This is a genomic window from Escherichia sp. 94.0001, from assembly GCF_013369155.2.
GTDB lineage: Bacteria > Pseudomonadota > Gammaproteobacteria > Enterobacterales > Enterobacteriaceae > Escherichia > Escherichia coli_F.
This window is the reverse complement of the sequence record NZ_JABWMS020000003.1, coordinates 180,055-199,108: the sequence shown is the minus strand read 5'-3', so window position 1 is coordinate 199,108 and position 19,054 is coordinate 180,055. Positions and strand designations below refer to the sequence as shown.

19 protein-coding genes and 1 pseudogene are annotated in these 19,054 nt (G+C 49.0%); 5 read left to right on the top strand and 15 right to left on the bottom strand.

The genetic code is table 11. The annotated features are described in order from the left end of the window. Positions 1-9 precede the first annotated feature (9 nt). The 5 genes and pseudogenes from HEN33_RS03035 to HEN33_RS03015 form a co-directional block, all read right to left on the bottom strand. Positions 10-462 carry a DcrB-related protein gene (locus HEN33_RS03035; protein WP_103253622.1) on the bottom strand — a complete coding sequence of 151 codons (453 nt, stop codon included), beginning with the start codon at positions 460-462 and terminating at the stop codon, positions 10-12. Positions 463-512: 50 nt separating this feature from the next. Then, a pseudogene (locus HEN33_RS03030) lies at positions 513-2,507 on the bottom strand (type VI secretion system Vgr family protein). 221 nt (positions 2,508-2,728) lie between these two features. Beyond that, positions 2,729-3,085: a hypothetical protein gene (locus HEN33_RS03025; protein ID WP_176263202.1), complete on the bottom strand. Its 357-nt coding sequence runs from the start codon at positions 3,083-3,085 to the stop codon at positions 2,729-2,731. Next, a complete protein-coding gene (locus tag HEN33_RS03020) occupies positions 3,082-3,612 on the bottom strand; it encodes a hypothetical protein (RefSeq protein ID WP_032303072.1) in 531 nt (176 codons plus the stop codon). Before HEN33_RS03020 ends, HEN33_RS03025 begins: the two co-directional genes overlap by 4 nt. Positions 3,613-4,217: 605 nt before the next feature. Next, positions 4,218-4,337: a glutathione S-transferase gene (locus HEN33_RS03015; RefSeq protein ID WP_072000954.1), complete on the bottom strand. Its 120-nt coding sequence runs from the start codon at positions 4,335-4,337 to the stop codon at positions 4,218-4,220. Between the two features lie 212 nt (positions 4,338-4,549). Here HEN33_RS03015 and ansP point away from each other — a divergent pair, with 212 nt between their 5' ends. Further along, the gene (ansP, locus tag HEN33_RS03010; protein ID WP_089663153.1) at positions 4,550-6,049 is read left to right on the top strand and encodes an L-asparagine permease; all 1,500 of its coding nucleotides are present in this window, start codon (positions 4,550-4,552) and stop codon (positions 6,047-6,049) included. Between the two features lie 112 nt (positions 6,050-6,161). On the opposite strand, the gene yncE is transcribed toward ansP, so the two are convergent. Beyond that, the gene (gene yncE, locus HEN33_RS03005) at positions 6,162-7,223 is read right to left on the bottom strand and encodes a 7-bladed beta-propeller protein YncE (RefSeq protein WP_000550675.1); all 1,062 of its coding nucleotides are present in this window, start codon (positions 7,221-7,223) and stop codon (positions 6,162-6,164) included. A 241-nt stretch (positions 7,224-7,464) separates the two neighbouring features. Here yncE and pqqU point away from each other — a divergent pair, with 241 nt between their 5' ends. Beyond that, positions 7,465-9,567, top strand: coding sequence for a TonB-dependent receptor PqqU (gene pqqU, locus HEN33_RS03000; RefSeq protein WP_176263738.1), 2,103 nt, complete (start codon positions 7,465-7,467; stop codon positions 9,565-9,567). 35 nt (positions 9,568-9,602) lie between these two features. Here the strand turns inward: pqqU and mcbR are convergent, their stop codons facing one another. Together mcbR and curA are read right to left on the bottom strand one after the other, a co-directional pair. Next, positions 9,603-10,268, bottom strand: a complete 666-nt coding sequence (gene mcbR, locus HEN33_RS02995) for a colanic acid/biofilm transcriptional regulator McbR (protein ID WP_176263737.1) — start codon at positions 10,266-10,268, stop codon at positions 9,603-9,605. A 198-nt stretch (positions 10,269-10,466) separates the two neighbouring features. Further along, positions 10,467-11,504, bottom strand: a complete 1,038-nt coding sequence (gene curA, locus HEN33_RS02990; RefSeq protein WP_024212169.1) for an NADPH-dependent curcumin/dihydrocurcumin reductase — start codon at positions 11,502-11,504, stop codon at positions 10,467-10,469. A gap of 180 nt (positions 11,505-11,684) precedes the next feature. Here curA and HEN33_RS02985 point away from each other — a divergent pair, with 180 nt between their 5' ends. Next, positions 11,685-12,200, top strand: coding sequence for a GNAT family N-acetyltransferase (locus tag HEN33_RS02985; RefSeq protein ID WP_000027557.1), 516 nt, complete (start codon positions 11,685-11,687; stop codon positions 12,198-12,200). After that, positions 12,200-12,649 (top strand): DMT family transporter, encoded by a 450-nt coding sequence (locus tag HEN33_RS02980; RefSeq protein WP_001076528.1) that lies wholly within the window; start codon positions 12,200-12,202, stop codon positions 12,647-12,649. The genes HEN33_RS02985 and HEN33_RS02980 overlap by 1 nt, the downstream gene beginning before the upstream one ends. On the opposite strand, the gene ydcY is transcribed toward HEN33_RS02980, so the two are convergent. Both ydcY and ortT read right to left on the bottom strand, forming a co-directional pair. After that, complete coding sequence (gene ydcY, locus HEN33_RS02975; protein WP_176263736.1) at positions 12,650-12,883, bottom strand: DUF2526 family protein YdcY; 234 nt, start codon at positions 12,881-12,883, stop codon at positions 12,650-12,652. 85 nt (positions 12,884-12,968) lie between these two features. Beyond that, on the bottom strand, positions 12,969-13,142 hold the full coding sequence (ortT, locus tag HEN33_RS02970) for an orphan toxin OrtT (protein ID WP_000061178.1): 174 nt from the start codon (positions 13,140-13,142) through the stop codon (positions 12,969-12,971). Positions 13,143-13,336: 194 nt separating this feature from the next. On the opposite strand from ortT, the gene yncL reads away from it, so the two are divergent. Further along, positions 13,337-13,432, top strand: a complete 96-nt coding sequence (gene yncL, locus HEN33_RS02965; protein WP_001303494.1) for a stress response membrane protein YncL — start codon at positions 13,337-13,339, stop codon at positions 13,430-13,432. A 96-nt stretch (positions 13,433-13,528) separates the two neighbouring features. Here yncL and patD read toward each other — a convergent pair whose 3' ends face one another. From patD to ydcS, 5 genes are read right to left on the bottom strand one after another with little or no spacing between them, the layout of a single operon-like run. After that, complete coding sequence (gene patD / locus HEN33_RS02960; protein ID WP_001163863.1) at positions 13,529-14,953, bottom strand: aminobutyraldehyde dehydrogenase; 1,425 nt, start codon at positions 14,951-14,953, stop codon at positions 13,529-13,531. A 21-nt stretch (positions 14,954-14,974) separates the two neighbouring features. Then, the gene (locus tag HEN33_RS02955) at positions 14,975-15,769 is read right to left on the bottom strand and encodes an ABC transporter permease (RefSeq protein WP_000555466.1); all 795 of its coding nucleotides are present in this window, start codon (positions 15,767-15,769) and stop codon (positions 14,975-14,977) included. Further along, positions 15,759-16,700: an ABC transporter permease gene (locus tag HEN33_RS02950; protein ID WP_001251299.1), complete on the bottom strand. Its 942-nt coding sequence runs from the start codon at positions 16,698-16,700 to the stop codon at positions 15,759-15,761. The genes HEN33_RS02955 and HEN33_RS02950 overlap by 11 nt, the downstream gene beginning before the upstream one ends. Next, positions 16,701-17,714 (bottom strand): ABC transporter ATP-binding protein, encoded by a 1,014-nt coding sequence (locus HEN33_RS02945; RefSeq protein ID WP_000220426.1) that lies wholly within the window; start codon positions 17,712-17,714, stop codon positions 16,701-16,703. It lies immediately after the preceding gene. Positions 17,715-17,731: 17 nt separating this feature from the next. After that, positions 17,732-18,877, bottom strand: coding sequence for a putative ABC transporter substrate-binding protein YdcS (gene ydcS, locus HEN33_RS02940; RefSeq protein WP_104919752.1), 1,146 nt, complete (start codon positions 18,875-18,877; stop codon positions 17,732-17,734). Between the last annotated feature and the right edge of the window lie 177 nt (positions 18,878-19,054).

The window sequence follows — 19,054 nt, the reverse complement described above, 5'->3', positions numbered from 1 at the left end:
CCTGTGTGATTAATTCGTCCCGGCTTCCTGCCGTATCCTGAAGCGCAGATTCTTTTTAATTTCAGCCCAGCGCGTCATATCTGCCGGGGTCAGCGGTGTGGTTCTGGCGTAGGTGAAGGCCATCATGACCCGCTCACCCGGCAACACAAATGCCACCTGACATTGGTACACCTGCTCGTTACCCCGGAGAAACTGACTCTGTATTTCCAGCCCTTCTTCACCGTCATTAATCCCTACCCGTGTTACCTGAACGGGCGTGTAGTGAAGATCCTTTACCTGTTTCTCCAGTTTTTTCATTTGCTGTTCAATCTGGGAGGCTAATTCGTCTCCTTCCTGCATCTGGCCCCGGCTGATAATGAGTGCAGCGTCGGGATCGCTGAGACGCAGCATATTAATCGTACTGTCCTGAATAATATTCCCGGGGAAAGTTACAACAGTTTCATTGAGATAATACTCCGTCATAATGGTATGAGTCCTTGTTAATTAATAAATTGTTTAATGATGGTTTTTATTTATTTTTTAGTCATGAAGGTGACGTCTATTGCCAACTGAAGGGCTGTTTTCTCCGATGTTCCAGGCGGAGGTATATCTGCCGCTCTGTCATTAATATTTAAATCAAGCTGCCCTGATTGTGTATTTATCTTTCCATTTTCCGTTGCGGTAATATTAAAATTCTTACAGGTTATATTAAATATTCCGTCACTGGTCATTTGCAGGATAGTTTCTCCGCAGCTAAGAATAATGGAATCTCACGCAGCAAGGCGTAAATTCTGTACGGCCTGAATCGTTTTATTTCGTCCGGCAAGGGAGGTATCATCCGTCTGGACTGTTAGAGAACGTTTCTCACCAATAATCGCAGTTTCTGTTTTATCAATGACTTTAAGGCGATTATTGCCCACCCAATGGCTTTCATTATTATTTACTTCAATGCGTTGATCTTTCTCGGCATGCAACCAGATTTCTTCTCCGCCAGTTTTATCCTCAAAACGCAAGGCGTTAGCATTGGTCGGGCCGCCGCCGATAGTGTGGCTGTAAAACCCGCTTTGCGTCGCTGCGCCCGGTAGTCCCCACGGTGGCATGGTGTCCTGATTGTAGGTACGCCCAACGATTATCGGTAAATCCGGATCACCGTTTTTGAAATCCACCAGTACTTCCTGACCAATGCGCGGGATCTGAATGCCACCGAATCCTTTACCCGCCCACGGATAACTGACACGGACCCAGCAGGAACTGTTTTCATCATTCTTACCGTAACGATCCCAGCCAAACTGAACTTTCACCCGGCCATATTTATCTGTCCAGATTTCCTGCCCTGCCGGGCCGGTGACGATGGCGCTCTGCGGGCCTTTAGTATGGGGTTTGCTCAGGGTTCGCTGCGGGCGGTAAACTTCGCTGGTGGGATGCAGTTCAAAGCTGGTTGAGTAAGAGAAATGCTGCTCCTGGCCGCTGTGTTGCGCATTGTCCTGTATAAATAGCGTGGTCTGAACCAGCAGATATTCCCGGTTCACTTCGGCTGTCGGATAGTTTTCCAGGGTGAAGGTAAAACCTGTCATCAGGGTACGAATATTGCCGCTGCCCTGTACCCGACTACCGGGGCTACGCTGTTCTTCCATGCGAATGCGTGTCAGCATTTCACCCTCACTCTTTGTGAAGTAGTCTCCCGGCCATTCGTAGTGCTCATATTCAGCAAGGCCAGTTTCACGCGGATTAGCCACGGTGCTCTTCAGCAGTGAACGCGGCTTCATAAAGTCGAAATCATTTAGTACCCACTGTCCGCTGCGCAGGCTTTCATTTGCTGTGATGGTATGGATAAATTCCTTGTCCAGTTTCAGCCCTTTCTGGTAATAACACACCAGTGGCGAATCTGCGCACGCCTTGTGGACATTAATGGCATCAGCCAGCACTAACGTGTGACTGTTCTCGTTGTGCTCAAACCACCAGTAGATACCCCACTCCTGCATCAGGCGCTGAATAAAATCGAAATCTGTTTCACCGTACTGCACCTGCCAGGCGCGAGTCGGATAATTTTCCACCAGTCGTTTTTCCACTGGCCAGGGGTACTCATCCAGTACCTCATCCAGGATCTCCACCACGTTTTTATTTTGAAACGCTTTGTAGTCACTAGTGTGGGTCAGTATTTTTAACCACGGTTCAATCCGCAGTTCATACACCACTGAACGTCCTTGATGACCAGCCACGCGTGCCGCCGTCACCAGCCCGCTGATATAACGTTTTCCGCCGCCATCCAATTCGATATTGACGCACAGATCTTTGCCCACCATCGGTTTGAGCTGCAGGTTGGCTGCGGGGGAAACATAGCCCAGGTTCAGGATGTCAGGAGTTTTTAATTTAATAGAATAAGTAAATAGTTCCCCTACTGTTTCTGTACCCCCTAAGCTTGCAAACAGTAACATTCCATCAGGAACTGCGCTGCCGCTCAAAGTCACGTTATGTGTACCCGATCCAGTTAGTGCGCCGGATGGATAATCTGTAGCTGCAAAACTCATAATTAATCCTTTTAACTAGAAATGGCTAAGTGCTAATAAGAAATCTTACAGAGAATAAAATATGCAATATATTCGTCGCTGGCATAAAACATCTCAATACTTATGCGTGCTACTGAAGATACTATCAACCATATATGCCTTGAAGAATGCACCGTCATGTTAACCTGGTGGAAACATTCACCTAAAGTACATTAATAAAACCAATAAAATTATTTAACCTGTTATTTGATATGATTATCATCAAGTCTTAAAATACGTTCCCCGGTTCTAATTATGCTAAAACCATAATATTCCTTTGTACTTCCGGAAGAGAGCATATATTTCCCGATATACATAACATCTGAAGATAGCTCACTTATGTCAATACATACGGGATCGAACTGACCTGTCACTCTTTTCAATTTTATTGCATTGCCATATTTACCTTCATATAAAATATAATTTGAAATAATATTCCCATCGTCTGGTTTTGAACAAACCCGCCCGTCTTGTAAATATACATTACCGGGTAACAATGGGCGAACATAATCACCAACAGTGCATCCCGATAAAAAGAATAACAAAAAGAATCTCTTCATATGACACCAGCAGGAAATAAATTAAGCACCTTCTTGTATTTTTCCGATAGAGTATTCACTGATTCTGTTGTATCACCTACATAGTTAACATTTGCCAAATCAGCGACCAATCCATAGTTAATCAATAGCCAATAATCAGCAACTATAGATGCTTGTTGTTCCATAGAATAAGAAGAAATTGACTGTAAATTAAGATCGTAATGATAATTTGCCGCCCAGGAAAATAAACCACGCAACTTAACTGCATACCCTTTCTGATATTGCCAAACATGCATCGTTTCATGAATAAACAAGTGAGAAGCACCTGCAACTGTTTCACGATCACCAGGCATTGCTTGCGATGAAAAATCTGAACTATAAACAGCATCAGGATAATACATTTCCCCGTTTGGGGTCATCGCTGTTCTTTCCCCTTGACCAGGCAAATATTTTTCATTGTGGATCCATACCTTGCTATAATCAATTGTATTCTCAAAAATCGATCTGGCCAATGTTAATTCACCAGATGTCATTCTCCTTAATGATATATCCTTTCCCCTGGAAATAATATCTTTCAGATAAAACACAAACGTTCTTTGATGTTCAACATTTCCACTTTATGCAGTATTGATGGCATCATCTTCATAGAAAATGAAATCAAAGCAAGTTATCAACGTTTCCCGTTATGATTTTTTAACCTTAATTCTCAGCATTTTTATTAATCTATCTTCAATATCAATAACCGATGCAAATGATTACGCAGTTATCATAACTCCCATCAATTGATTAATATCTGTAAACGCTACCGCCCCACCCTGATATTTTAATCTGCACATAGCAATCTTAACGTTATGCCCCATACATTAGTAATGTAAATTAAGAATTCGGAATATATCAAATTCACTTCATAAATTAATATCGAGAATGATATACACATTAATTATATTGAAGTCATGTTTTAAGCGTTGTAATGACCATGGAACAGGACTAATTCCAGAAACTCCTGTCAGGCAATAGCGCGTTTATCACCCTACATGCCTTTTACATTTTTTAGCCTTTTCTGTAACGTCGGCAACTGGCTCATTTAATCAGCAATTGTATCGGCATTTGGCGTATTACCCCTGAAACCTGCCATGTGCTAGCCCCTCACTATTCAATGATCCAACCACGCCAGTGTCCACTGCAACCACTGGCGTTCAGAGCGACGAACGAGTGGCGCAAGAGTAGGACTGCCGTCGGGTATCATCAAACCAATAGTGGTTGTTTCCGTCATAATTTCATCAGGTTGCTATTTTGTTGCCGGCCGCCTTTATCCCCGCATATTTATAGCGGGATTATTTTGCATCGTTACACGATAAAAGGTAGGATTCTGCGCCGACAGTTATACCCATAAAGAATAATGGTGAATCTTGTCATCGCCAGGATGAATAAACATTGTTCACGGCAACTTATATTACTTTTTCATTAAAGCAATCAGGGAGAGCAATGAGTAAACACGACACCGACACTTCAGATCAACACGCCGCGAAACGCCGATGGCTTAATGCCCACGAAGAGGGGTATCACAAAGCGATGGGCAATCGGCAGGTACAGATGATCGCCATCGGCGGCGCGATTGGCACCGGCTTGTTTTTAGGTGCAGGAGCCCGACTGCAAATGGCGGGTCCTGCGCTGGCACTGGTTTATTTAATATGTGGCTTGTTTTCGTTTTTTATTCTGCGTGCATTGGGTGAGCTGGTGTTACATCGCCCTTCCAGTGGCAGCTTTGTTTCTTATGCCCGAGAGTTTTTAGGAGAGAAAGCCGCTTACGTTGCAGGCTGGATGTACTTCATTAACTGGGCGATGACCGGGATTGTCGATATCACCGCCGTCGCTCTGTATATGCATTACTGGGGCGCGTTTGGTGGTGTGCCGCAGTGGGTCTTTGCGCTCGCTGCGCTGACCATCGTTGGCACCATGAATATGATTGGTGTGAAATGGTTTGCGGAGATGGAGTTCTGGTTTGCGCTTATTAAAGTGCTCGCCATCGTGACCTTTTTGGTCGTGGGTACAGTGTTCCTCGGTAGCGGTCAGCCGCTGGATGGCAACACCACTGGCTTTCATTTAATTACCGATAATGGCGGCTTCTTCCCCCACGGTTTACTGCCTGCTTTGGTGTTGATTCAGGGTGTAGTGTTTGCTTTTGCCTCTATTGAAATGGTTGGAACAGCTGCCGGAGAATGTAAAGATCCGCAGACCATGGTGCCTAAAGCCATTAACAGTGTGATTTGGCGTATTGGCCTGTTTTACGTCGGCTCCGTGGTGTTGCTGGTTATGTTATTACCGTGGAGCGCGTATCAGGCGGGGCAAAGTCCGTTCGTGACGTTTTTCTCTAAACTGGGTGTGCCGTACATCGGCAGCATTATGAACATTGTGGTGCTGACCGCTGCCCTCTCCAGCCTGAACTCAGGTCTGTACTGCACCGGACGTATTCTGCGCTCAATGGCGATGGGCGGTTCCGCACCGAGTTTTATGGCGAAAATGAGTCGTCAGCATGTGCCGTATGCCGGGATTCTGGCGACACTAGTTGTGTATGTCGTCGGCGTATTCCTCAACTATCTGGTGCCGTCGCGCGTATTTGAAATTGTGTTGAATTTCGCGTCGCTGGGAATCATCGCTTCATGGGCGTTTATCATTGTTTGCCAGATGCGTCTACGTAAAGCGATTAAAGAAGGCAAAGCAGCGGATGTCAGTTTTAAACTCCCAGGTGCGCCCTTTACGTCGTGGCTGACATTACTGTTTTTACTGAGCGTCCTGGTGCTGATGGCGTTTGATTACCCGAACGGGACTTATACCATCGCTGCGCTGCCGATTATCGGTATTCTGCTGGTTGTAGGTTGGTTTGGTGTACGCAAACGCGTTGCAGAAATACACAGCACTGCGCCAGTCGTCGAGGAAGATGAAGAAAAACAGGAAATTGTGTTTAAGCCAGAGACGGCGAGTTAATTGCAAAATTGCCCGGCTATGTGCCGGGCAAATTCAGATTAGAAACGAGGGTGCCGGATGCGGCGTGATAAAAGTCAGGCAAGTCTCTCAGTTTTCACCCTCGCCATATCTATTACAACGCAATACGAATCACATCGTCCGGCTGAGTAGCTTCCTGCTGTTTAGTAGATTTTTGTTTCACACTGACATACAGCGTTTTGCCATCGGCAGACAGCGCCAGGCTGTTCGGATGAGTCGGGGTATCGAACGTTTTCACCACTTTATAGCTTTTCGCGTCAATCACACTGACTTTACCTGCCTGACGATGCGTTACGTAGGCTTCATTACGCGCTGGGTTAAACAGCACAGCCAGTGATTCCGGTGCCGCAACCTTCGCCAGAATATTGCCATTACGGGTATCGACCACTAACACTTCTGCGGCTTTAGAATCGGTGATAAATGCACGCTGCCTGGCGGTATCAAGGCTAATGTTGATAAAGAAGTGCTCTTTGCCGTCATCCAGCAGCTTTTTACGGCTGAGGATTTTATTGTCGGCGGTGTCGATGGTAATCAATTCGCCGTCAGCGTTAGTGGTGTAAAGACGTTTACCTTTGCTATCCAGCGCCAGACCGGTACTCATTTTACCGGTGTTCTGGATGGCGGTTTTCAGTTTGATATTCTCGCCATCAACGACCCAAATCACGCTCTCTTTACCAATACCACTGATGTAAACGGTGTTCGTGGCATCATCAGCTACCAGCTCACGCGGTTGCAGCGGGCGCACCTCTTCCGTGCGCTTACGATCATCCAGCACCAGACGGCCTTTCACTTCGCCCGTTTTGGCATCTATCGCCGTGACCGCGCTGTTTACGGTGTTACCAAACCACAACGTCTGAGTCGTGTTATTGATGGTGGCACCAAACGGCTTGAGATCGTTATGGATCGCCTGGGTCACTTCCAGAGTGACCGGATCAAGACGATAAACCACGCCACCTTTATCCAGTTTGCGGCTTTGCGAAGTGGCGAGCCACAGCGCGTTTTCTTGCTGGCTATAAGCCATTTCGTAGGCACCTTTACCTACCGCTTTACGCAGCATTTCTTCTGCGGCCTGCGTACTGAATGATGAAGCAACAAGCAATGAACCTAACAGTAATGAACCACGCAGGCGCGATGAAAACAGATGACGTAAATGCATGACGACTCCCTTTGATGAACCGATATTTTTGCTGCTTCACAATGCTTCGCTAAGCGTAATCATCGTTACGCTCTTGTTATAAATGGGAATGGTAATCATTATTTTCTCAAATGTGGAGCATTTCTTGCCGTTACGACTACAATTTTCTCAATTACTTAACGTATTGTGCCGTTTCATTTTCCATAAATTTACAATTCCATTACCATGACGGCGTTTTCCCATTCTTAACCTGGCTTTTTTCATGAAGATTTTTTCCGTCCGACAGACCGTTTTGCCCGCACTGCTTGTCCTTTCCCCCGTTGTTTTTGCCGCTGATGAACAGACTATGATTGTCAGTGCCGCGCCGCAGGTGGTTTCAGAACTGGATACCCCAGCAGCCGTGAGCGTGGTGGATGGCGAGGAGATGCGCCTGGCAACACCGCGCATTAACTTGTCTGAATCACTGACTGGCGTGCCTGGTTTGCAGGTACAAAACCGGCAGAACTATGCGCAAGATTTACAGCTGTCGATTCGCGGATTTGGTTCCCGTTCCACTTACGGTATTCGCGGTATTCGCCTGTATGTGGACGGTATTCCCGCCACGATGCCCGACGGACAAGGGCAAACATCCAACATCGATTTAAGCAGTGTACAAAATGTGGAAGTGCTGCGTGGCCCCTTTTCTGCCCTGTATGGCAACGCGTCTGGCGGTGTAATGAATGTCACCACCCAGACCGGGCAACAGCCACCAACCATTGAAGCCAGTAGTTACTACGGCAGTTTTGGTAGCTGGCGCTATGGGCTGAAAGCAACGGGCGCAACGGGCGACGGTACACAACCTGGTGATGTCGATTACACCGTCTCAACCACGCGTTTTACGACCCACGGATATCGTGACCATAGTGGCGCACAGAAAAATTTAGCCAATGCCAAACTGGGTGTACGCATTGATGACGCCAGCAAATTAAGCCTGATTTTCAATAGTGTGGATATCAAAGCAGATGATCCAGGTGGGCTAACCGAAGCAGAATGGAAGGCGAATCCACAACAAGCACCTCGTGCAGAACAGTACGACACGCGTAAAACCATCAAGCAAACTCAGGCTGGGTTGCGCTATGAACGTAGCCTAAGCGCGCAAGATGATATGAGTGTGATGATGTATGCCGGAGAACGAGAAACGACCCAGTACCAGTCAATCCCAATGGCCCCGCAACTTAACCCATCGCATGCGGGCGGTGTGATTACTCTACAACGCCATTATCAGGGGATAGACAGCCGCTGGACACACCGTGGCGAACTGGGTGTTCCGGTCACGTTCACTACCGGCCTGAACTACGAAAACATGAGTGAAAACCGTAAAGGCTACAACAACTTCCGCCTGAACAGCGGTGTGCCGGAGTACGGGCAAAAAGGTGAGTTGCGCCGCGACGAACGCAATCTGATGTGGAACGTCGATCCTTATTTACAAACGCAGTGGCAGCTGACGGAAAAACTTTCGTTGGATGCCGGTGTGCGCTACAGCTCCGTATGGTTTGATTCCAACGATCATTACGTTACTCCGGGTAACGGCGATGACAGTGGTGATGCCAGTTATCACAAATGGCTACCAGCCGGATCGTTAAAATATGCAATGACCGATGCCTGGAATATCTATCTGGCAGCCGGGCGTGGTTTTGAAACGCCGACGATTAATGAGCTGTCTTATCGTGCTGACGGTCAAAGCGGTATGAACTTTGGTTTAAAACCATCCACCAACGATACAATTGAGATCGGCAGTAAAACACGCATTAGTGATGGGCTGCTTAGTCTCGCATTGTTCCAGACCGACACCGATGATGAAATTGTTGTCGATAGCAGTAGCGGTGGACGTACGACTTATAAAAATGCCGGAAAGACCCGTCGTCAAGGTGCTGAACTGGCATGGGATCAACGTTTCGCGGGAGATTTTCGCGTAAAAGCGTCCTGGACCTGGCTTGATGCGACCTATCGCAGCAATGTTTGCAATGAACAGGATTGTAACGGTAACCGGATGCCGGGGATCGCCCGTAATATGGGCTTTGCGTCGATAGGTTATGTACCGGAAGATGGCTGGTATGCAGGCACGGAAGCGCGTTATATGGGCGATATTATGGCCGATGATGAAAATACGGCCAAAGCGCCTTCTTATACACTCGTCGGCTTATTCACGGGGTATAAATACAATTACCACAATTTAACTGTGGATTTATTTGGCCGTGTCGACAATTTATTCGATAAAGAATACGTTGGTTCTGTCATTGTCAATGAGTCGAACGGGCGATATTACGAACCTGCGCCCGGGCGAAATTATGGTATTGGCGTGAATGTTGCGTGGCGATTTGAGTGATTATCTTGATGCCCGGTATTTGCCGGGCATTTAATTTAACGATTATATTGCTGGTATAACATAGCAACATTTTGTTGCATAATTTCAGCAAGACAATGTCTGCATCGCTCTTTGTCTTTTACTTTCAACGCGGCGAGTAGTTCATGATAGCTTTCTATACGATCCTGTAATTCCGCTGGATTAATCGCTTCATAAAGATAATGTAAACCAGGTCCCATCCTGACCCACAGTTGCTCAATCATCTCACACAGGATGGGCATATTTGAACGATGATAAATCGCTAAGCGAAATAACCTGTTCGCATTAATGATTTGTTCCATGTCGCCCTTTTCTTGCGCCTGCTGTAATTTATCGAGCAATTTCTGAAGTTCCGCTATATCTTGCGAGGAGAGGTTTTCTACAGCCAGAGCAACTGCCATTAATTCCAGTTCGTAGCGGATCCGATTGATTTCGTCTAATTGACGTTTCCCCACTTCCGGAACTGTAAATGCTTGCGCTGGTGCGACAGAAAGCGCATTCACCGAAACCAGACGTAATAATGCTTCACGCACAGGTGTAATACTCATACCTAATTGCTCCGCCAGATTTTTAGTAATCAGGCGTGCGCCAGGTTTTAGTGCGCCAATACTTAGTTGATGTTTCAGGTCGTTCTCAACCTGCATAGTCAAACTGACATGTTTCATTTTTTCCGTTCCAGGCATTTTACTTCCTTCGCGTGTTTTCTTTCCGACCCTGCCTGCATAGCAGAAGGCGTTCACCTGGTGTGTTAAAATGAATAATCATAAGCCACTCACCTTTGTAGTTATTAGCAGCAGAACAATGATGTGGTCAGTTAATTAAAGCTGAAAATAAGCTTTTTGCCTGGATTTTTATGGCGGCCTTACGCCGCCGTTGAAACTTTAATCATCATCCGCCACGCGGATCACCACTTTGCCAAAGTTTTTACCCTTCAGCAGCCCGATAAACGTCTGTGGGGCGTTCTCCAAACCGTTGGTAATTTGTTCACGATAGTGAATTTTCCCCTCTTTCACCCATTGTCCCATCTCCTGCTGAAACTCATGGATACGGTGACCATAATCCTGACCAATAATAAACCCTTGCAAGCGAATGCGTTTTTTCAGCACCGTTGCCATCAACAGGGGTAAACGATCCGGACCGGGTGGTAGCTCTGTAGCGTTATAGCTGCTCACTAAGCCGCAGACGGGAATGCGCGCGGATGTATTGAGTAACGGTAGCACCGCATCAAATACCTTACCGCCAACGTTTTCATAATAAATATCGATACCTTTTGGGCACGCTTTCGCCAGTTGCTCGGCAAAATCATCCGCGTGATGGTCAAGGCAGACATCGAAGCCCAACACCTCGGTAGCATGGCGGCATTTTTCCGCGCCACCAGCTACCCCCACCACTCTGCAACCTTTAAGTTTGCCGATTTGCCCCACCGTCGCCCCCACTGGTCCTGTCGCTGCAGCTACCACCAACGTTTCGCCTTCTTTGGGCTGACCGATATCCAGCAGGCCCATATAAGCGGTAAAGCCTGGCATCCCCAGCACACCCAGCGACCACGATGGATTTTGCGGATGATCGCCAAGTTTCACCAAATCATCACCACTGGATATGTCATAGTCCTGCCATCCACTGTAGCCCAGCACCCAGTCACCAGGCTGGTAATCAGGATGATTTGACTCCACGACACGGCTCACCGTACCGCCGACCATCACGCCGTCAATGTCAACCGGCGGTGAATAAGATGGCTCATCGCTCATACGTCCACGCATATACGGGTCCAGTGACAAATAAACTGTGCGCAGTAATACCTGTCCTTCACCCGGTGTGGCGACATCATCTTCTTCAAGACGAAAATTCTCCGGAACCGGCGCGCCATGCGGACGCGAGGCCAGAACCCAACGGCGGTTACGCTGCTTTTGTTGCCCCATAATGCTCTCCTGTGCTTTTGGCATGAATCCATCAATAGTAGCAGGCTCGCAGGATTGGTTTTGTTTGCAGTCGTCACATCCCCTCTGCAACACGCAATAATTTCATCGAGGAATCCGTTGCTTCGGGCTGTTTTCGATAGTATTGATAACGTCATCATCATTATTTAATCGAGGCCAAACATGTCCATCCGTTTTGCCCGCAAAGCCGACTGTGCTGCCATTGCGGAAATTTATAACCACGCCGTGTTGTATACGGCGGCTATCTGGAATGACCAAACGGTGGATGCAGATAACCGCATTGCCTGGTTTGAAGCGCGGACCATAGCAGGTTATCCGGTGCTGGTGAGTGAAGAAGATGGCGTAGTGACGGGATATGCCTCGTTTGGCGACTGGCGTAGTTTCGATGGTTTTCGCCATACCGTGGAGCATTCGGTTTATGTCCATCCCGATCATCAGGGCAAAGGTCTTGGGCGTAAATTGTTAAGCCGATTGATTGATGAAGCGCGGGATTGCGGGAAGCATGTCATGGTCGCCGGGATCGAATCGCAAAATCAGGCTTCGCTGCATCTGCACCAGTCGCTGGGATTTGTCATCACCGCACAAATGCCGCAGGTGGGCACTAAATTTGGGCGCTGGCTGGATCTGACATTTATGCAGTTGCAACTCGACGAACGCAGTGAACCGGACGCAATCTGATGAATCAGTCGCTTACCCTTGCCTTTTTGATTGCCGCAGGGATTGGTCTGGTCGTCCAGAACACGCTAATGGTGCGCATCACCCAGACCTCCTCTACCATTCTCATCGCCATGTTGCTGAACTCACTGGTAGGGATTGTGCTCTTTGTTTCTATTTTATGGTTTAAACAAGGCATGGCGGGGTTTGGCGAACTGGTGTCCAGCGTACGCTGGTGGACACTTATACCCGGCTTGCTGGGATCTTTTTTTGTCTTCGCCAGTATCAGCGGATATCAGAATTTGGGAGCGGCGACAACTATTGCAGTACTGGTCGCCAGCCAGCTAATTGGCGGTCTGGTGCTGGATATCTTCCGCAGTCATGGCGTACCACTACGGGCGTTGATCGGCCCAATTTGTGGCGCAATTTTACTTGTGGTTGGTGCCTGGCTGGTGGCCAGGCGCACATTTTAATCAGAGGATGGTGCCGCCTTTGGTTAACTGTTCGTGGCGCGCTTCCATATCTTCTTTATGCTTGCGACCGTGATGGGCGATTGCTGTGCGCAGACGATGCTGCTGGGCGTAGCGATCTTCCCGACTTAACTCCGCGTCATCGCTCAGGGCGATTAATAATTCGTTCATATGGGCAATGACGCTCTCTTCAATCGCGGCATCCACGCGCGTGATGACTTCATCCAGATGCGACATACTTTCTCCTTAGCCACTTGTGAAATTTATCGATTCATCCAAATGATATAAGTCTGCGTGGTGCCGTCAAGCCAGTGCGTAAGATTTAAAACAGTGAAAACAACAGCGCCACCGGGAAACTCATCGGCCATGTTGCCCCCACCAGAAAGGCGCTTAAGAAACGGATGCGTTTCTTATCGTGAGAAAGAAACCAGGTGATAAGAAATGCGATTGCTGCCATAACCGCATAAAAAACAAGCATGTGTTGATAGAGAGACATGTACGGGCGTCCAGCCAGATGAATAAAACGCGCGCAAATATGCGTCATTTTTTGACGTGCATCAAGTTTTTTCACCAGTTTGAGAAAAAATCATCAAACAGCAACTTGCCCTTATCCATCTTCAGAATGAGTATTATTGCGGATTTTCTTAACCCGTACTATACACATAGGGGCAATGATAAAAGGTGGCAAAAATGAATGTTTCCAGTAGAACTGTAGTACTGATAAATGTCTTTGCTGCTGTTGGTTTGTTTACTCTTATCTCTATGAGATTTGGCTGGTTTATTTGATGTAGTGATTTTGCACGCAGCACGTACTGTCAGAGAAATCAACTCTCTGACAGTACGCAAGATCTTCTCATACTCTTACGATCTGCAATATTATCCTTAATGCTTAACCATGACGTGGCGGACGACGGTGTAATCCTCCAGCCCATAAAGTGACATATCCTTGCCGTAACCAGAAAGTTTCTGTCCACCGTGCGGCATTTCACTTACCAGCATGAAATGGGTATTGACCCAGGTACAACCATATTGCAGCCGTGCACTGACACGATGCGCCCTGCCCACATCTTTAGTCCATACCGAAGATGCAAGCCCGTACTGGCTGTCATTCGCCCAGTTCACCACCTGTTCTTCATTGTCAAAGGCCGTCACGCTCACCACCGGACCAAATACCTCTTTTTGCACGATGGCATCGTCCTGTAACGCGCCAGCCAGCAGCGTAGGCGCATAGTAATAACCATTACCCTTGCGCTTTTCACCACCGGTGATCACTTTGATGTGCCCTGTCTCTTTCGCCTCTTCTACCGCCTTGCTGACACGTTCGAGATGTGCCAGCGAACTTAACGGTCCAAGCTCTGTGGACTCGTCATCCGGCGCACCCGATTTTAACGTTGCCACTGCAGCACCGAGTTTTTCCACCAGCGTATCGTAAATACCTTTTTGCGCGTAGATCCGACAAGCCGCAGTACAATCCTGTCCGGCATTGTAATAGCCAAAAGTACGAACACCTTCGACCACTGCTTCAATATCAGCATCATCAAAAACAATCACTGGCGCTTTGCCACCAAGTTCCATATGAGTACGCTTAATAGACGGCGCTGTATGGCTGATGATGTGCTCGCCGGTGGCGATAGAGCCCGTCAGCGACACCATCCGCACTTTGGGATGTCCGGTCAGCGGATCGCCCACTGTTTTGCCTCTGCCAAACAGCACATTAATCACGCCAGCCGGGAAGATATCTTTCGCCAGTTCAGCCAGCTTCAACGCTGTCAGCGGCGTAATTTCTGATGGTTTAAGCACTACGCAGTTCCCTGCCGCTAGCGCCGGAGCCAGTTTCCACGCGGCCATCATCAGCGGATAATTCCACGGTGCGATAGAAGCCACGACCCCCAACGGATCCCGACGGATCATTGAAGTATGACCTTCAAGGTATTCGCCGGCCGCCAGACCATTGAGGCAGCGCGCCGCCCCGGCGAAAAAGCGAAAGACATCGACAATCGCCGGAATTTCATCATTGAACGCACTATGCAGCGGTTTGCCACAATTACGGGACTCCAGTTCGGCAAAAACCTGACCATTTTCTTCAATAACATCGGCCAGTTTCAGCAGGCATTCCGCACGCGCTTTCGGCGTGGTTTGCCCCCATTCGGCAAATGCTGCATCTGCCGCGCGAACAGCAGCATCCACCTGCTCTGCGGATGCCTCGGCAATCTCCAGTAAAACGTCCCCCGTTGCCGGATTATAGACAGGCTGTTTTTCCCCTTCGCCGCTAACCAGTTCTCCGTTAATCAGTAACTTATGTTGCATAGCATATTCCTGTATCAGTGGTTATTGACCATTGTCGCCTTCGCGGGTTAGCCACCAGGCCCCCAGGATCGGCAAGGTTGTTACCAACATAACCAGCAGTGCCACCACGTTGGTTACCGGTACATCACGTGGTCGCCCAAGCTGATTGAGCAACCACAACGGTAACGTTCGTTCATGACCTGCCGTAAAAGTCGTCACGATGATTTCATCGAACGACAAAGCAAACGCCAGCATTCCTCCTGCCAGAAGCGCCGAACTGAGATTCGGCAACACCACGTAGCGGAAGGTTTGCCAGCCATTGGCCCCAAGATCCATTGACGCCTCAACCAGACTCCAGGAGGTGCGGCGAAAACGGGCGATGACATTGTTAAACACCACCACTACGCAAAAAGTCGCATGACCGACCACGATGGTGAAAAATCCCGGCTCCAGATTGATGGTTTTAAAGGCGGTTAATAGCGCCAGACCAGTGACAATGCCCGGCAGCGCAATGGGCAGCAGCAATAACAATGAAATGGCGCTTTTACCGAAAAAGTCCCGACGCCACAGCGCAGCAGCGGCCAGTGTCCCTAATACCAGCGCAATTAATGTCGCCAGCGCCGCCACTTTAAGTGACAGTGTCACAGCATCAAGAATATCGCTACGCTGTGCTGCCACGCTAAACCAGCGCAGCGTCAGGCCTTGCGGTGGAAAACTAAACGCTGCATCTTCGGTATTAAAAGCATAGGCGGCGATAATCAGGATGGGAAAATGAAGGAAAACCACGCCGCCCCAGGCCGCCAGTTTAAGGAAAAACGGTGCGCGTTCAGAGTGCATCGAATGCTCCCAGACGTTTCACGAACGCCAGGTACAGTGCGATGAGAACAATCGGCACCAGAGTAAAAGCCGCCGCCATCGGCATATTGCCAATCGCCCCTTGCTGAGAGTAGACCATATTGCCAATAAAATACCCCGGAGGGCCAACCAGTTGTGGGACGATAAAATCGCCCAGCGTGAGCGAGAAGGTAAAGATAGAGCCAGCGGCAATACCCGGGATCGCCAGCGGCAGCACCACATAGCGAAAGGTTTGCCGTGGACGCGCGCCAAGATCAGCCGACGCCTGCAACAATGACGGCGGCAAACGCTCCAGCGCTGCCTGCACCGGCAGGATCATGAACGGCAGCCAGATATAGAGAAACACCAGAAAGCGCCCCAGCCCGGAAGTTGACAACGTGTTACCGCCCACCGCTGGTAATGTAAGGAACGCTGTCAGCAGTGGTTCCAGCCCCAGATGTTGTAAAAACCACTGCGCCACGCCATCTTTTGCCAGCAATAATGTCCAGGCATAAGCTTTAACAATGTAGCTTGCCCACATTGGCAGCATCACCGCAATATAGAAGAACGCTTTCATTTTCCCGCTGGTATAGCGCGCCATATACCACGCCATCGGAAAAGCCAGAATGGCGCTGGTGATAGTGACAGCCACAGCCATGGTTAGCGTGCGGAGGATGATGTCGTAATTCGCCGGATTAAACAGCGCACGGATATTCGCCAGCGTCAGTTCAGGCGTTACCGACATAGTGAAATCGTCAAAGGTATAAAAGCCCTGCCATAACAACGTCAGGAGTGAACCAAAATAGACAATGCCAAACCACATCAGCGGACCAAGCAGCAGCAAAAACAGCCCCAGTCCCGGTTTCCGCCAGAAGAAACCTGACACCTTACCCAACCCTGGGCGCGCAGGTGATTGCAATACGTTCATCGCCATTCACCTCTCCTCAACCAGCGGCACCATCACATCGCGCGACCAGGAAACCATCACCTGTTGTCCGGGCGTGAGCGTGGCAGGCAGTTCTTCGCCTGTCATATTGGCCTGACTCACCAGCAGTTTTTCACCGCCATTCAGTCTCAGTTCAAAACGGGTCGCCGCGCCCTGATACTGCACCGCCTGGATCGTGCCATTAACTTGCACTTCGCCGGGGGTGTTGAGGCGGATATGTTCCGGTCTCAGGGCAAAACTGCCTATCATGCCGCAAAGATTCTCGGCCATTAGCGGCTCAAAAACGTTGGATGTCCCGACGAATCCCGCAACAAACGGCGTGCGCGGACGCATATAGAGATCGCGCGGGGAATCGACCTGCTCAATGCGACCGTTATTGAATACCGCAACACGATCGGACATCGATAATGCCTCGCCCTGATCGTGGGTGACGAAAATAAAGGTGATGCCAAGAGACTGTTGTAGCTTTTTTAGCTCCAGTTGCATCTGCTCACGCAGCTTAAGATCCAGTGCGCCGAGCGGTTCATCCAGCAGCAATACGCGCGGTTCATTCACTAACGCTCTGGCAATGGCAACCCGCTGACGCTGACCACCAGAAAGTTGTGACGGTTTACGTTGCTGTACAAATCCGAGCGCCACTTTCTCCAGCGCCTCTTGCGCCATTACGTGTCGCTGTTTTTTATCCACCCCTTTGACCATCAGCCCATAGGCCACGTTGTCAAGAATCGACATATGCGGAAAAAGCGCGTAGTCCTGGAAAACGGTATTCACGTCCCGCTCCCACGGTGGCAGATTGCTGGCGGGTTTACCAAAGATAGATATAGTCCCGCCGGAAAGCTGTTCGAATCCAGCAATCAGGCGCAGGCAGGTGGTTTTGCCGGAGCCAGACGGCCCCAGCATTGAGAAAAACTCACCATCTTTTATCGCAATACTGACGCCATCTACCGCGCGCACATCACCATACAGTCGCGAGACGTTGTCAAACTCCACTGCGTACGTCATAAAACACCCCAGCGAAGTTAGCGACCGCCCATAATGGCAATGTAATCCTGCGTCCAGCGACTGTAGGGAACAAACTTGCCCCCTTCTGCTATAGGCGTTTTCCAGAAGGCGATTTTATCGAAATAGTTAAAACCGTTTGTTTCACAACCTTTTTCGCCTAATAACGGACTGGCTTTACACCCTTCCGGCACTACCGGTAACGAGCCAAACCAGGCCGCCACATCGCCCTGCACTTTTGGCGTTAATGACCAGTTCATCCATTTGTAGGCGCAAACCGGATGTTTCGCTTCGCTATGTAGCATGGTGGTGTCAGCCCAACCGGTAACGCCCTCCTTCGGGAAAACGGTAGCGACAGGCTGGCCTTCGGCTTTCAGGGCGTTGGCCTGATAGGGCCATGCACTGGAAGCAACCACACCCTCGTTTTTGAAATCGCTCATTTGCACGGTAGTGTCATGCCAGTAGCGATGGATCAAACTATGTTGATCGCGCAGCACTTTCAGCACCGCCTGGTACTGTTCTTCGGTGAGTTGATACGGATCGCTGATGCCCAACTGCGGCTGAGTGGCTTTAACGAACAACGCAGCATCCGCAATATAAATAGGGCCATCATAAGCCTGAACGCGGCCTTTATTGCTCTTACCGTCCGGCAGATTCTGCGCAACAAAAACCACTTGCCAGCTATCCGGCGGCGTCGGGAAGGTTTTCGTGTTGTACATCAGCAGGTTCGGCCCCCATTGGTAAGGAGTGCCGTAAACTTTGCCGCCAACGTTAAACCAGTCGCCTTTAACCACGCGCGGATCGAGCGCTTTCCAGTTGGGAATCAATGCGGTATTAATCGGCTGCACGCGTTTGCCCATAATCAGGCGCAGCGAGGCATCGCCGGATGCTGTAACCAGATCGTAACCCCCTTTGGTCATCAGACTGACCATTTCATCAGAAGTCGCGGCGGTTTTCACATTCACCGCGCAGCCTGTCTCTTTTTCGAATTGCGTTACCCAGTCGTATTGTTTATCAGTTTGTCCGCGTTCGATGTATCCCGGCCAGGCGATAATATCCAGTCGCCCTTCCGGTTTATCTAAATTGGTAGGCGGTTCGGCGGCGTGAGCGGTCATTATTGTCATGGTGAGCGCACACAGGCTGCTGCGGGCAAATGTCTTGCTCATAAGGTCTTACTCCTGTCGTAATTAATTGTTCAGCCGCCGTGCCGTAAAAATATCTCCTTGTTTAACCATAGACGGCGGCTTGCAGGCACACCTTCGCCCCTGAGAAAATTTAATCAGGTTGTGAGCTACCGCGCATTATGCCGTCTGTGAGGTTATCTTCTGGAGTATAGACAAGGG